At 58.9% G+C, this 13,373-nt stretch carries 13 protein-coding genes; 7 read left to right on the top strand and 6 right to left on the bottom strand.

All coding sequences use genetic code 11. The features are described from left to right. Window positions 1–7 precede the first annotated feature (7 nt). Window positions 8–955: a PfkB family carbohydrate kinase gene (locus tag PYTT_RS09835; protein ID WP_172801810.1), complete on the bottom strand. Its 948-nt coding sequence runs from the start codon at window positions 953–955 to the stop codon at window positions 8–10. 28 nt (window positions 956–983) lie between these two features. After that, window positions 984–2,126 (bottom strand): iron-containing alcohol dehydrogenase, encoded by a 1,143-nt coding sequence (locus tag PYTT_RS09830; RefSeq protein WP_245741029.1) that lies wholly within the window; start codon window positions 2,124–2,126, stop codon window positions 984–986. A 171-nt stretch (window positions 2,127–2,297) separates the two neighbouring features. On the opposite strand from PYTT_RS09830, the gene PYTT_RS09825 reads away from it, so the two are divergent. The 5 genes from PYTT_RS09825 (at window position 2,298) to PYTT_RS09805 (ending at window position 7,358) form a co-directional block, all read left to right on the top strand. Next, window positions 2,298–3,770 (top strand): alpha-L-fucosidase, encoded by a 1,473-nt coding sequence (locus PYTT_RS09825; RefSeq protein ID WP_067775781.1) that lies wholly within the window; start codon window positions 2,298–2,300, stop codon window positions 3,768–3,770. 71 nt (window positions 3,771–3,841) lie between these two features. After that, complete coding sequence (locus tag PYTT_RS09820) at window positions 3,842–4,603, top strand: Nif3-like dinuclear metal center hexameric protein (RefSeq protein ID WP_067775784.1); 762 nt, start codon at window positions 3,842–3,844, stop codon at window positions 4,601–4,603. Next, window positions 4,600–5,514, top strand: coding sequence for an RluA family pseudouridine synthase (locus PYTT_RS09815; protein ID WP_067775787.1), 915 nt, complete (start codon window positions 4,600–4,602; stop codon window positions 5,512–5,514). The genes PYTT_RS09820 and PYTT_RS09815 overlap by 4 nt, the downstream gene beginning before the upstream one ends. Window positions 5,515–5,520: 6 nt before the next feature. Then, window positions 5,521–6,243 carry an HAD family hydrolase gene (locus tag PYTT_RS09810; RefSeq protein WP_067775790.1) on the top strand — a complete coding sequence of 241 codons (723 nt, stop codon included), beginning with the start codon at window positions 5,521–5,523 and terminating at the stop codon, window positions 6,241–6,243. Between the two features lie 215 nt (window positions 6,244–6,458). Beyond that, window positions 6,459–7,358, top strand: a complete 900-nt coding sequence (locus tag PYTT_RS09805) for a hypothetical protein (RefSeq protein ID WP_067775793.1) — start codon at window positions 6,459–6,461, stop codon at window positions 7,356–7,358. Window positions 7,359–7,498: 140 nt separating this feature from the next. Here PYTT_RS09805 and ptsP read toward each other — a convergent pair whose 3' ends face one another. From ptsP to PYTT_RS09785, 4 genes are all read right to left on the bottom strand, one after another. After that, window positions 7,499–9,310 (bottom strand): phosphoenolpyruvate--protein phosphotransferase, encoded by a 1,812-nt coding sequence (ptsP, locus tag PYTT_RS09800; protein WP_067775795.1) that lies wholly within the window; start codon window positions 9,308–9,310, stop codon window positions 7,499–7,501. A gap of 47 nt (window positions 9,311–9,357) precedes the next feature. Continuing rightward, complete coding sequence (locus PYTT_RS09795; RefSeq protein WP_067775798.1) at window positions 9,358–9,624, bottom strand: HPr family phosphocarrier protein; 267 nt, start codon at window positions 9,622–9,624, stop codon at window positions 9,358–9,360. Between the two features lie 74 nt (window positions 9,625–9,698). Beyond that, window positions 9,699–10,667 carry an HPr(Ser) kinase/phosphatase gene (gene hprK, locus PYTT_RS09790; protein WP_067775801.1) on the bottom strand — a complete coding sequence of 323 codons (969 nt, stop codon included), beginning with the start codon at window positions 10,665–10,667 and terminating at the stop codon, window positions 9,699–9,701. A gap of 28 nt (window positions 10,668–10,695) precedes the next feature. Next, the gene (locus PYTT_RS09785) at window positions 10,696–11,679 is read right to left on the bottom strand and encodes an undecaprenyl-diphosphate phosphatase (RefSeq protein WP_067775804.1); all 984 of its coding nucleotides are present in this window, start codon (window positions 11,677–11,679) and stop codon (window positions 10,696–10,698) included. 155 nt (window positions 11,680–11,834) lie between these two features. On the opposite strand from PYTT_RS09785, the gene PYTT_RS09780 reads away from it, so the two are divergent. Both PYTT_RS09780 and PYTT_RS09775 read left to right on the top strand, forming a co-directional pair. Then, complete coding sequence (locus PYTT_RS09780) at window positions 11,835–12,557, top strand: prepilin-type N-terminal cleavage/methylation domain-containing protein (RefSeq protein ID WP_067775807.1); 723 nt, start codon at window positions 11,835–11,837, stop codon at window positions 12,555–12,557. A gap of 36 nt (window positions 12,558–12,593) precedes the next feature. Further along, entirely contained in the window at window positions 12,594–13,370 is a 777-nt protein-coding gene (locus PYTT_RS09775) for a type II secretion system protein (RefSeq protein WP_067775810.1), read from the top strand. The last annotated feature ends 3 nt before the right edge of the window (window positions 13,371–13,373 follow it).

The raw sequence follows: 13,373 nt of genomic DNA, 5'->3' as shown, positions 1-13,373 counted from the left end.
CTATACACTATTTTCCCAGCAATGTCCAGCACGTCATCTCCGAAAAATGCAGCATCCGGCGCTCCACCTCCTGCCGGGTCAAGGCAAACAGGGCATCGGGGCCGAATGATTCGCACACGGCGGCAGCCACGACCGAGGCATACGCAATGCCGCGCTTCAGCTCCTCCCAGTCCGGATCTCCTCCGGCCAGCGATTGCGCCAGATACCCGCCCAAAGCCCCCATGAACGTATCGCCTGCCCCCGTCGGATCGACCGGGCGTTTAAGCGGCCACGCCGGGCAGCGGAACAGCTTCTCCTCACCCGCCGCCGTCCGGTGCATCAGCGTCGCCCCGTAGGCTCCGTGCTTCACCACCACATAGCGCGTGCCATGGTCCAGCAGACACTCGGCAGCCACCAGCGGCTCGCTCGTACCGGCAAACAGGCGGGCTTCGCCATCATTCATCAGCACGAGATCGGACAAGGCGATCACCTTCTCCACATCTGCACGATCCGAAGTAATCCACGAAGCCATGTAATCCGACATCACGAACGCCCGGTTCTCGCATTGCCCGATCAAATCAAGCTGGTGCGCGGGCGTCACATTCGTCGCGATAATCACCTTGTGGCGGCGCAGCCTCTCCGGCAGCTCCAGCTTCCAATCCGCCAGCACCCCGAACTTCGTCGAAAGCGTCGTCCGGTTATTCATATCGGCCTCGTACTCGGCCTCCCAGGCGAACGTCTCGCCGGGCAGCCGCACCGTCGCCTCCAGATTGATGCCGCGCTCCCGCAAAGCCTCCTCGTAACGGGCGGGAAAATCATCCCCGACAAGACTCACCATATCCACATGGGTACAGAACAGCCTTGCACCGAGAGCGGCATACGGAGCCGAGCCTCCGAGCTTCCCCCCGGCCTTGCCGAGAGGAGTCGTCAGAGTATCGAGACCCGTCACACCATGAACGAGAACGGATGCAGACACAGCCGGGCAAACGTGCAGGTGAACGGAATCAATAATAGGACTTCCGCAGAATCTCGATGCAGGCATCCTCATCGAGCGTCGCACGATCGAACCCGAACAGGCCGCCCATCGTATGCCGGGCATTGCGGGCGTACTTCGCCAGATCGGCGGCATCCACACCGTAATCGGAAAGCTTCAGATCCGCCACATGGCAAGCCTCACGCAGCTTGCGAAGCCCCGTCAGGAAACCTTCGATGCTGCCTTCCTCGCCGAACAGGCGGGCCATATCCGCATAGCGTTCCGGGCAGGACGGCGCATAGGCGGCATGGTATGCCTCGCACAGCATGATCAGCCCCGCACCGTGCGGCATCTCGGGATGGTAGGCGCTCAAGGCGTGCTCCAAAGAATGCTCGGACGTACAGCAGGAACCCGTCTCCACGATGCCGGACAGCGTATTGGCGAAAGCCACCGCACTGCGGGCTTCCACATTGCTGCCGTCGTTCACGGCGACCGGAAGCCACTTCGCAATCAACTCGATCGACTTCAGAGCGAACAGATCGCTCATCGGCGTCGCGCAATTCGCCACATACCCCTCCATCGCATGGAACAAAGCATCGAAACCCTGATAGGCCGTCAAATGCGGAGGAACCGTCAGCATCAGCTCGGGATCGACGATCGACATCTTCGGGAACGTCTGATCGCAGCCGAACCCGATCTTCTCATTCGTATCGGACTTCGTAATCACCGTCCACGGATCCGCTTCCGTACCCGTACCGGCCGTCGTCGTAATACACACGATCGGAGCCACCGGATGGGGAATCGGCAGCCCCTTGCCGGAACCGCCGCTCACATAATCCCAGTAATGGCCGGGATTATTCAACATCACGGCAATACTCTTGGCGGAATCCATGCTGCTGCCGCCGCCGAGGCCGATCACGAAATCGCAACCGCTCTCCCGCGCCATTTCGGCAGCTTCCATCACATGCTCCACGATAGGATTGGGCTGCACCTTATCGAACACCACGCTCTCTACCCCGCGGGTGCGAAGCAGCTGCTGCACGCGGTCGAGATAACCGTGGCGCTTCACCGAAGAACCGCCCGTCACAATCAGGGCCTTGGAGCCGGGAAGCTTCACATTCTGATTGCCCAGCACATTCAGGGAACCGGGGCCGAAATGCAGCCCTGCCGGCATAAAAAACGAGAATTGGGATAACATACAGGCTCATTGTAACATTCATCGGGAAAAAGTCAATATCCCAACATGGCAGAACGCGGACAAAGAAACCCGGCCACTGCCAGCAGAAACTCGCGATTGACTTCCCACCCTGAAAATCATATCCTCTCTCCAATCATCATTCGTTCCATGAACTTCACCCGCATCCTTCAAACCATCTGCCTCGGCAGCATCGTCTGCGCCCAGGCTCCGGCTCTGCCCCTCCCCGCCAGCGACAACCATGCCGCCGTCAACGAAACGCAGGAACAACGCGACGCCCGCATGCAATGGTGGCGCGACGCCAAATTCGGCATGTTCGTCCACTACGGCCTATACTCCGGCCTCGCCGGAGTCTGGAAAGGCAAACAGGGCGGCTCCGAATGGATCCAGAAAAACGTCGAAGTGGACACCGACGAATATGCCGCCGAAGCCCTCCCCCTCTTCCAGCCGAAACCCGGATTCGCCGATGAATGGGCCCAGCTGGCCAAAGACGCAGGCTGCCAATATACCGTCATGACCACCAAGCACCACGACGGCTTCGCCCTCTTCGACACCGCCACGACGGACTACGACGCCAAAGACAAAAAAGGCCGCGACCTCGTCCGCGAATATGTGGATGCCATCCGCAAGCAGGGACTCAAAGTCGGCTTCTACCACTCCGTCATCGACTGGCACCAACAGGACTACGACAACACCATCTGCCCCGACCTCTGCTACCCGAAAAACCAGATCGCCCTCCTCAAAAACAAAGGCATCCCCCGCAACCACACAGCCTATCAGAAATACCTGCACACACAGGTCCGCGAACTCTTGAGCAACTACGGCCCCATCGACATTATCTGGTGGGACTACTCACAGGGCGATGCCGAAGGAGAAAAAGGATGGAAAGCCCCATCCCTCATCGAAATGTGCCGCAAACTCCACCCCGGCATCATCATGAACAACCGCCTCTACTCATACTCGGGCCTCGACAAAACGAAAGCCCTCGGAGGACTCGACGTCCGCTGCGGCGACTTCATGACCCCCGAACAGCACATCCCAGCGGAAGGCTACCCCGGCACGGATTGGGAAGCCTGCATGACCGTCAGTGACAAATGGGGCTACAACCGATTCGACACCAACGTCAAATCAACCGAAACCATCATCCGCAAACTCGTAGAATGCACCGCCAAAGGCGGCAACCTCCTCATCAACGTCAACCCCATGGCGGACGGCACCATCCCCCCCAAAGTAGCCGCCGCCCTGCGTGGAGTCGGCCCCTGGCTCAAAACCAACGGTGAAGCCATCTACGCCGCCAAACCCGTCCAGGGACTCACCCTCCCCGAAGGATGTTATGCCACCACCTCCCCGGACGGCATCTACATCTTCCTCCCGCCGCTTGACATCGCAAAAAAACAGGCCGCCATGCTCAACGGAAAATACTGGCTTGTCCTCGACTCCCGGCAACTCGGCGCAGCCAATGCCGACCTCCTCGGCATGCCCGGCATCAAGCCCGGCATCGGAGCCGTCAACGAACACATCCCGGCAACAGGAGACGTCGCCCACAGCACCATCATCACCGTCCCTCTCGAAGCATGGGACAAACTCACCGTCCCCGTCGTCAAACTGACCAGCGAAATCTGACACCGCCCGCAGCAACACGCCGAGCGGCAGCCTCGGACACCATGCCGCCGCCATCAACATCCGCAAGCAACATGACACCGCTTAAAGACATCGTCAACCTGCTCGACACCACGCTCGACATCGGCCGCATCCCCGATGCGCCACAGGCCATGAACGGCCTGCAAATCGAAAACGACGGCACAGTCACCAAAATCGCCACCGCCGTGGACGGCTCGCAAAGCACCATCGAAGCCGCCATCTCCATGGGTGCCGACCTCCTCATCCTCCATCACGGCATCTACTGGCCCGGCCTCCAGCCCATCACCGGATGGTGGAAGAAAAAAATCCAAACCGCCCTCGACAATAACCTTGCCATCTACTCCGCCCACCTCCCGCTCGACATGCACCCCGAACTGGGCAACAACGCATGCATCGCGCACGCACTCGGGCTGGAAAACACGCAACCGGAAGTCACGTACAACGGCATCAAAATAGGCATCCGCGGCACATACCCCGGCACGCTCGGCGAACTCCGAACCCGGTACGAAGAAATCCTCGGCAGCCCCGTCACCGGAATCATCTCCGACGACCTCACCTCACCCGCCGGAGAAATCGCCGTCTGCTCGGGAGGCGCAGCCGGAGAAATCTACGCCCTGCACAAACTCGGCATCCGCACCTACCTCACCGGAGAAACCGTCCACTGGGCCATCACCACGGCGGAAGACATGGGCATCAACCTCCTCTTCGGCGGACACTACGCCACCGAAACCTTCGGCGTACAAGCCCTCGGCGCCCTGCTGGAACGCACCTTCGGCCTGCCCTGCACCTTCATCGACAATCCCACCGGCGCATGACCCTCACCACAGACGACGCAGACGGCACCCAGCGGCTCGACCAATACCTCGCCCGGCAACTCCCGGAACTCTCCCGCTCCCGCATCCAGGCCCTCGTCAAAGCGGGAGACATCACCATCAACGGCAAACCGGCCAAAGCCAAAACCCCCGTCAACCGGGGCGACGCCATCGAAATCAACATCCCCGAACCGGAACCCGCCGAAGCACAGCCGCAGAACATCCCGCTGGAAATCCTCTACGAAGACAAAGACATCATCGTCATCAACAAAGAAAGCGGCCTCGTCGTCCACCCTGCCGCCGGCAACCCGGACGGCACCCTCGTCAACGCCGTCCTCTATCACTGCGGAGACCTCTCCGGCATCGGTGGCGTAGGCCGCCCCGGCATCGTCCACCGGCTGGACAAAGACACATCCGGCTGCATCGTCATCGCCAAAAACGACCAGGCCCACCTCTCGCTGACCACCCAGTTCGCCGAGCGCAGCACGGAAAAAATTTACCTCGCCGTCGTCCAGGGATCGCCGAAACAGGATGAAGGCACCGTCTTCACCAACATCGGCCGCCACCCCGTCAACCGGCTCAAAATGGCCGTCGTCAACCCCGGATCCGGCAAAAGCGCCATCACCGACTGGAAAGTCCTGCAACGCGACCCCTCCACCGACTCTTCCCTCGTCATGTGCACCCTGCACACCGGCCGCACACACCAGATCCGCGTCCACATGCTCCACCTCGGCCACCCTCTCATCGGCGACCCCATCTACGCCAAACCCGCCCGGCAGAAAGCTCAAACCGGGAGGCTCATGCTCCACGCATGGAAACTGGCCTTCGACCACCCCGCTACGGGCGAACGCATCTCCCTGCAGGCCCCCGTACCGCCGGAATACACCCCCTGGCTCGACCACTTCAACCCTTGACCACGCATGCTCGCCCTCTTCGACATGGACGGCACCCTCTTCCCCGGAGACTCCCAGCTCCGCTTCGCCGGGCGCATCCTCTCCCGCCACCCGTGGAGACGGCTCTACCTCCTCCTCCTGCTCCCCTGCGCCCTGTTGGCCGCCCTGCGCATCATCCGCACCGAGCGCATGAAACGCATCTTCCTCAGCTACCTCTACCGCATGCCCCTCGGCCAGGTCGAACGGGAAGCGCAAGCCTTCGCCGAAGAAAACATCCGCCCCATCCTCTACCCCGGCGTCCTCCAACGCCTGCGCGACCATCAGGCCGCCGGAGACCACTGCATTCTCGTCTCAGCCTCCCCCTCCTTCTACACCGAACCCATCGGCCGCATGCTCGGCTTCGACGACATCATCGCCACCCCCATCGTCATGCAACTCGCCATGCCGCTCGTTCCGGCCATCGAACCGCCCGGCAACAATAAAGGGGGCACCAAGCTCATCCGCCTGAGAAAAAAAGGCATCATTCCGCCTGATGGCAAAACTCCCGACAGCATCTGCTACACAGACAGCCGCGCCGACCTCCCCATGCTCTCCGTCTGCGAACAGGGCGTCCTTGTCAATCCTTCCGCACAACTTGCCAATCAGGCACCTGAGCATCATTGGCAAATTATCCGCCAGCCTCTCCCGTGGCACGGCAAGCGTGCTTTTCTCGCCTTCATCCTGAAAAACATCATCGGCTTCCGGGCCTGACGAAAACCGCCCGAACATACATCCTTTCCTCTTATCTATCAGATAGATAGGTAAAAAATGATAAAATATGACAAAAAACTCACTTTTATTCACTTTTCTTAAGGATTGGGCTTTACTTTGGCAAAAATATTTGGCAATTTAAATGCGAGGGAGGAACAAGTAATCACCTCAGTGACTATGAGAAACCTCCAAAACAACCCACAACATTAACCACCATGCAAAAGAAAACCATTATCTCGGCAGCACTCGCAGTCGCATCTCTCGCAGGCATCGCCCTCGCAGGATCCGGCAAAACAGTGGTAGTCCCCAATCCGACTCAACCCGTCGCACAGCCGAAGGTTGAAAGCCGTTTCAGCGGAACAGTTCAGGCAGGCTACAAATCGAACTACGATTGCCGCGGCATCGTGGCTTCGCACAGCCTGGTTGAAGGTGACAGCGTAATCCCGGTCGCACTCGACATGAGCTACAGCATCGCAGAAAAGGAAGCCCTCCTCTTCGGCATCAGCTATGACGTACTCACCTCCGGTCACCACCTGTACGGCATGGACGGAGCCTCGTTCCACAACGAAGCCGACATCTATGCCGCTTATCAGCAGAAGGACATGGGCCTCAAGAACCTCACGGCTACCGTCGGATGGAACTTGAACTACGGCGGCCTTCTCGGCAACTATGCCAAGTACGGCAAGGACAAGGCGCACTCCGTCACTCAGGAATTCTTCTTGAACCTGAATTACGACATCGGCGACCACTTCTTCGCCGGCGTCACCACGAGCTACGGCTTCCAGGGCGTCACCGGCTGGTGGTTCCAGCCCTATGTCGGTCACAAGGCAACCCTCTGCGAACGCACTGACATCGTCACCACGCTCGGCATGTCCGCCACGGCCAGCTACTTCAACTCCGAAAACTGGCTCGGCAACGCCAACGGCTCCCAGGCATTCTTCGTGAAGGCCGAACTTCCGACCAAACTCACGGAAAACCTCAGCGTCGTACCGTTCGTCAGCCTCAACTGGCTCGGCAATGGCTCCCTCAAGGCCAACAAGGGCGTTGAAGACGGCTACAAGCCCTACAAGAACTTTGGGGTCGTCGCAGGCGCCAACATCGTTTACAACTTCTAATTGAAGTTCTAGACATTGACTTTCCGGGGTACACGAAAGTGTACCCCGCTTTTTTATGTTCGCTCGAATGCAACACGCAACCTCACAATCCTCCCAAAACGGGCATGCCCCCACCTTCCGCCAAACGGAACAGGCAACAATCAATTGAACAGCTTCGGATAGGAACGCCGAGCCAACGCTTCCGAAAGAGCGCGCACCGTCATGCTATCATGAGCCTGCAGGGCCTGCCGCGCCACATCCTTGCATTCCCAGTAATGCAAATGCCGGATCGCATACCGGATAATCGGCACCATATGCACACCGACGGACACCTCTCGGGCTCCGAGCCCGATCAGCAGCGGCAGCATCGTAATATCGCCGGCCATCTCGCCGCAGATCGACGTCGGCACGCCGTGGCGCTCCCCGGCGGAAATCGTCATATCGATCAACCGGATCACTCCGGGATGCGTCGGGCGGAACATGCGGGCCACACGCGCATTCACCCGGTCCACGGCAATCGTATACTGGGTCAAATCATTCGTACCGATAGAAAAGAAATCGACCTGCTCGGCCAGCACATCGGCGATCATCGCCGCACTAGGCACCTCGATCATCACCCCTACCCGGATATCGTCCCCGTACGGAACACCCTCGTCGCGCAGCTCCTTCTTGCACTCCTCGAAAAGCTCGCGCACCCGGATCACCTCCGTCACGCCGGAAATCATCGGAAACATGATCCCGCAACTGCCTGCAGCCGAAGCACGAAGAATCGCGCGAAGCTGCTCCTTGAAAATGGCCGGGCGGCTCAGCGACACGCGAATGCCGCGCCAGCCCAGGAACGGATTGCTCTCCGGCTCGTCGAGCATCTCGAACGGAAGCTTGTCGCCGCCTGCATCCAGCGTACGGAACACAACCTCATGCGGCGCACAGCCCTTGATCAAATTCGTATAATGCCGGGTCTGCGCCTCCTCGTCCGGCAGCTTCTTCTCGCCCAGCAGGAAAAACTCCGTACGGTACAACCCCACGCCTTCCGCACCCGACGCCTTGATATTCTCGCACTCGTGCGCGAACTCCACATTGGCTGCAAGGCGGATATGGCGGCCGTCCTTCGTCTCCGTCGGCAGATCGCGCATGGCCTCCAACGTCTTGTATGCCTTCTCCTTCTCGATCTGAAGGCGGCTGTATTCATGCTTCGTCTCCTCCGTCGGATTCAGAATCAGCCTGCCCCGATAACCGTCGAGAATGGCCTCCTGCCGCTCCGTCGTATCCAGCACCAGCCGGGAAATGCCAACGATCGCAGGCAAACCGAGCGAACGCGCCAGAATGGCCGTATGGGACACATCGGAACCCGTCTCCGTCGCAAAACCGAGAATACGCTCGCGATCCATGGCTGCCGTATCGGAAGGAGTCAAATCGTAGGCGATCAGAATATGCGTCGCTCCGTCCTCATCATCCTCTTCCTCGGCTTCACCCGATCCGGCATGCTGAGGCAACGGCTGCTGCAAAACGCCTGTCTTCAAATTCTCCAGCACGCGCACCATCACATCCTCCATATCCGACGTACGCGAACGGAGATACGGATCGTCAACGCGCCTCAAACTCTCCAGGAAATTCTGGACGACGGCATAAAAAACGGACTCGATATTCTGAAGGCGCTTTTCCAGCTCCATCCGGACATTCTTCAACAAAGCCTTATCCGCGAGAAACAGAATATGGGCATCGAAAATTGCCGCTTCCTTCTCCCCCGATGCAGTCGCCACACGAACCTTCAGCGATTCGAGCTGCTCCTCCGTCAACCGCAAGGCCTTCTCGAAACGCTCCCACTCTGCCTCCACCTCGGAAGGGTGAATCGCATAATGCTCGGGCGCCATCACGCCGCGTGCCTGAATATGCAAATGCCCCACGGCAATCCCGGGAGAAACGGGAATACCTTCAAGCCTCTGCTCGGCCAGCAACTTGGTCGATTGAATCATGGAACTCGTCAACGGTCCGGCGCTTCGGCATGCCGGAAAGCCGCCCGTTAATCTTCTTCGAACTTGCGGTCGATCAGGTCTCCGAGAACCTCCATCGCCTTCTCTTCGTCAGCACCCGTAATCGTGATCGTAATCTTCGACCCATGACCTACGGCCAACATCATCAGCCCCATAATACTTTTACCATCGACAGCTTCTTCATCCTTCTCCACTGTAATATCGGAGTCGAATTTACTGGCGGCACGCACAAATTGCGCGGCTGGGCGCGCGTGAATGCCGAGCTTGTTCAGAATGGTAAATTCTTTGGTGATCATGCGATTGGTACGTTATGATACTGGGGTTGCAAAGCCATGATACACGAATATCAGAACTTTATCCAGCACTTTTTTCACTCGGTGTCATTCTTGCCCCCTGCGGAGAACTTGCGCATCAGCTGCCTGTTGAACTCTCCGGCCATATCATAACCGACATCCTTCAGATACTGGTCGAGAGCCGCCACTTCGACGAGGCGGGACGTATCGCGCCCCGGCGCCACAGGCAATTCCACATGCAGCACAGGCACGCCGAGAATCGTATAACTCCCGCGCTCCAACCCGAGACGATCCAGATCGGAACCGTCCCCCGACTTGAGAGACACGATCAGATCAAGCCGCTTCTCCTGCCGCAAAGCCTTCATGCCGAAAAGATTCGTCACATTGACAATCCCCAGGCCGCGCACCTCCATATAACCGCGGCTCAACTCGGGGGCAGAACCGATCAACTCCCCGCCCACATTGCGGAGAATCACCACATCGTCCGCCACCAACGAACCTCCGCGCTCAATCAGCCCGAGCGCCGTCTCGCTCTTGCCCACGCCACTCTTCCCCATAATCATCAGGCCGATACCCCTGATATCGAGCATACAGCCGTGCAGCATCGTACTCTCGGCAAACTCCGTCTCCAGAATAATCGTCGCCGCATTCACGAAACGCATCGTCACCAGATCCGTCTTGAACACGCAAATGGCGCATTCGTCCGCCAGCTCGAGAATCTCGGGCGGAGCATCCTCCCCGCGCGCAAAAATGATGCACGGCACCCCGCCCTTGTACATACGCTGCACGCGCGAACGACGGAGCCCCTCGGGCAGCTTGCGAAGATAGGCCACCTCCGCCGCACCGAACACCTGAATCCGCTTATGGGCGAAATAGGCGTAGAACCCGGCGATCGCCAAACCGGGCCGATTGATTGCCGGCTCGTAAATCAACCTCGACAGACCCTTCGGGCTATTGATCAGCGCCAGGCGAAGCACATGCATGTACTTCTCGTAAAAATGCTTCACCGAAACGGATTCGACAACCTTGACGGGACCTTCTTTCATGGCAGTGGGAAATACGGATTCAACGCCCTCAGGGAGCGACGGGCGCAGGCGACGGAACCATCGCCGGCACGGGAGCAGGCACGGCATTGACCGTCAACGGAGATGCGGGAGCCTGCGGAGCAACCGGAGCCGCCTTCCCTGCAGGAACTTTGCCCGGAGTCTTATCTCCGGCATCATGGGACTGCCCCATCCCCGTAAAAACCAGAGCCGCCAGCACACACCCGGCAGCAATCCGGTACCAGCCGAAAATGGACAAACTGTGCTTCTGCAAATAGCCGACCATCCACTTCACCGCAATCATAGCGGACACAAACGCCATGAGAGACCCCATCGCCAGCGGCCACAGACCGAACGTCTCCACCATCAGCGCACCGTGCTTCATGGCATCATAAGCCGTCGCAGCACCGAGTGTCACCAGCCCCAGCAGAAAACTGAACTCCACGGCAGCCGCCACGCTCAACCCTGCCACCATGCCGCCGAGCATCGTCATCAGGCTTCGGCTCGTACCCGGCCACATCGCAATGCACTGCATGAAACCGACCAACAAAGCCTGACCGTAAGACATCTCGTCGAGCCCCTTCCCGGCATTGCCCTGCCCCGTACTATTACGCCACCGTACATACAGCAAAATTACAAGACCGCCGACCACCCACGCCCAGACGACGGGCCACACGCCGAACAAATACTCCTTAATCTCATCGTCGAACGCCAGCCCGATCCCCACCGCCGGCACAAACGCCAGCAGCAAATTGCAGCCCAGCCGCAACCCGGCGGGATTCTTCCCGGCAAACCCTTCCAGCATCCCCTTCACACGGCCGAAATACAGCAAAAGCACCGCCAGAATCGCCCCCCCCTGAATACAAACGGAAAACGCATCCAAGGCAGCCTTGTTCGCCGGATTGTCCAGCCCCAGCAGATACTCCGTGACGATCAAATGCCCCGTCGAACTCACCGGAAGATACTCCGTCAAACCTTCGACAATACCGAGAATAATGGAATCAATCACAGTCATACCGACATTATAGGTAAGTCAAAAAGGAACGACGGTCAACCCAAAACGAAAAAAAACGCTACTGTATGTGCAAAGTATTCACAAAAAGATTGAAGACGGCGGCGAAAAACGGTAAAGTTGCTCATGAACCATGGGATTCACCCATTCAGTTGACCATGCAAATATCTGAATCCAAAAAGAAACAGGGTTTCACTCTCATCGAGCTGCTCGTCGTCATCGCCATCATGGCCATCATGCTGACCCTCATCGCCACGGTACTGCGCAATGCGGGCTCCAGCAGAGGTCTCGCAGGCGGCATCGAACAACTCGACACCATGGTTCGGGAAGCCCGCATGGCTGCCACTGGCAACAACACCTACTCCCGCCTCGTCATCGTCTCCGACCAGGGCGACACGGGGTCGGACTCCAAGCACCTTCGCTACATGACCGTCATGATCCTCGACGACTCCGAAAACAAGGACGTCTATGAAGGTCAGGGAACCGACTCCGGCAACTGGGTCGCCACCAGCCGCGGCACCTTCCTGCCGAAAGGCATCTACTTCAGCCCGAAATACAGCACGCTCCTTGACAAGGAAACGGCAGAATCCTCCGGCGGAGGCGAATCCATCTCCTCCCGCTCCGGCAACTTCCGCATCACAGGTGCAGCCAACAAAAAAGGCTATTACATCGAATTCGACCCGCAGGGCCGCATGACCTTCCCGGGCCAGCCGACCCGCCTCGTCCTCGTCAACGGCGAACGCTCCAAATCCATGGGAGCCGATGAAGGCGTCGTCGCCAAACCGATGGCCAACGGCCGCCCCGTCCAGTCCGGAGGCGTCGTCGTCTGGCCGCACGGCACCACCAGCCGCCTGAAAACGCTGGATCAGACTGCACCGTAATCCTCCCCAACCTCTTCCATTCCTCCTTCCACAACCATGAAAGCGCGCACCTTCCTCAAAAACCGCAAGGGTTTCACCCTGATGGAGACAGTCATCGCCATCGGCATCATCGGCGTCCTTCTTGTCGTCTTCGTCTCCCTCTTCGTTCCAGCCAAGCGCATCGTCCGCACCGCCCTTGCCCAGCAATCGCGGGAACGCATCATCAACACCCTCAAAACGGAAATGGACATCGTCCGAAGCCATGAACAGGCTCCCTCCGATGCCAAACAATCCAGCGAAGGCAAATACACGAGCGCCTTCGACAAAGCCTTCTACTGGATACGCAAAACCAAATCCCCCTCCACCGCCATCGCCATCTTCTCCTACCGGGGAGACCTCAGCCAGCCCCGCCGCAACGACGGCTCGCTCCGCCCCGTCACCGGACAGAAAGACATCCCCGGACAGAACTCCATGCTGGTAAACACCGCCTGCCTGATGGACGACACCGAGCGCATCAGCGACATGAAATATGCCGTCGGCCCAGTCTTCCTCGTCAAACTCACCCAGCTCATCCGTTCCGGCAACGGCACTTACGAAACCGCCAAATCTCCGGGCTCGCTGGGCAACCCGAACACGAAAGGCCAGGGCATCCAGACTCCCGACCGCTACGTGTACGACACCACCAACCCGAAGGAAACCCCGTGGGGCGGCAGCATCATGTGCCGCGCCGAATTCTACCTGCTCACCCCGCCCGATCCCAACCGCGTCAAAAACAAAACATGGGAAGACATGGGCAAACCCTTCATCGAAACCAACCTCCCCTTCCGCCGCTAAACC

Origin of the sequence: Neoakkermansia glycaniphila, from assembly GCF_900097105.1 — a bacterium.
GTDB classification, from domain to species: Bacteria; Verrucomicrobiota; Verrucomicrobiia; order Verrucomicrobiales; family Akkermansiaceae; genus Akkermansia; species Akkermansia glycaniphila.
Note: the sequence above shows the minus strand (reverse complement) of the source record. Positions and strands in the feature narration are given on the sequence as shown.

Coding starts and splice junctions, on each gene's coding strand:
- PYTT_RS09830 (WP_245741029.1), bottom strand. CDS start 2,126: ATGCCGGCAGGGCTGCATTTCGGCCCCGGTTCCCTGAATGTGCTGGGC.
- PYTT_RS09825 (WP_067775781.1), top strand. CDS start 2,298: ATGAACTTCACCCGCATCCTTCAAACCATCTGCCTCGGCAGCATCGTC.
- PYTT_RS09820 (WP_067775784.1), top strand. CDS start 3,842: ATGACACCGCTTAAAGACATCGTCAACCTGCTCGACACCACGCTCGAC.
- PYTT_RS09815 (WP_067775787.1), top strand. CDS start 4,600: ATGACCCTCACCACAGACGACGCAGACGGCACCCAGCGGCTCGACCAA.
- PYTT_RS09810 (WP_067775790.1), top strand. CDS start 5,521: ATGCTCGCCCTCTTCGACATGGACGGCACCCTCTTCCCCGGAGACTCC.
- PYTT_RS09805 (WP_067775793.1), top strand. CDS start 6,459: ATGCAAAAGAAAACCATTATCTCGGCAGCACTCGCAGTCGCATCTCTC.
- ptsP (WP_067775795.1), bottom strand. CDS start 9,310: ATGATTCAATCGACCAAGTTGCTGGCCGAGCAGAGGCTTGAAGGTATT.
- PYTT_RS09795 (WP_067775798.1), bottom strand. CDS start 9,624: ATGATCACCAAAGAATTTACCATTCTGAACAAGCTCGGCATTCACGCG.
- hprK (WP_067775801.1), bottom strand. CDS start 10,667: ATGAAAGAAGGTCCCGTCAAGGTTGTCGAATCCGTTTCGGTGAAGCAT.
- PYTT_RS09785 (WP_067775804.1), bottom strand. CDS start 11,679: ATGACTGTGATTGATTCCATTATTCTCGGTATTGTCGAAGGTTTGACG.
- PYTT_RS09780 (WP_067775807.1), top strand. CDS start 11,835: ATGCAAATATCTGAATCCAAAAAGAAACAGGGTTTCACTCTCATCGAG.
- PYTT_RS09775 (WP_067775810.1), top strand. CDS start 12,594: ATGAAAGCGCGCACCTTCCTCAAAAACCGCAAGGGTTTCACCCTGATG.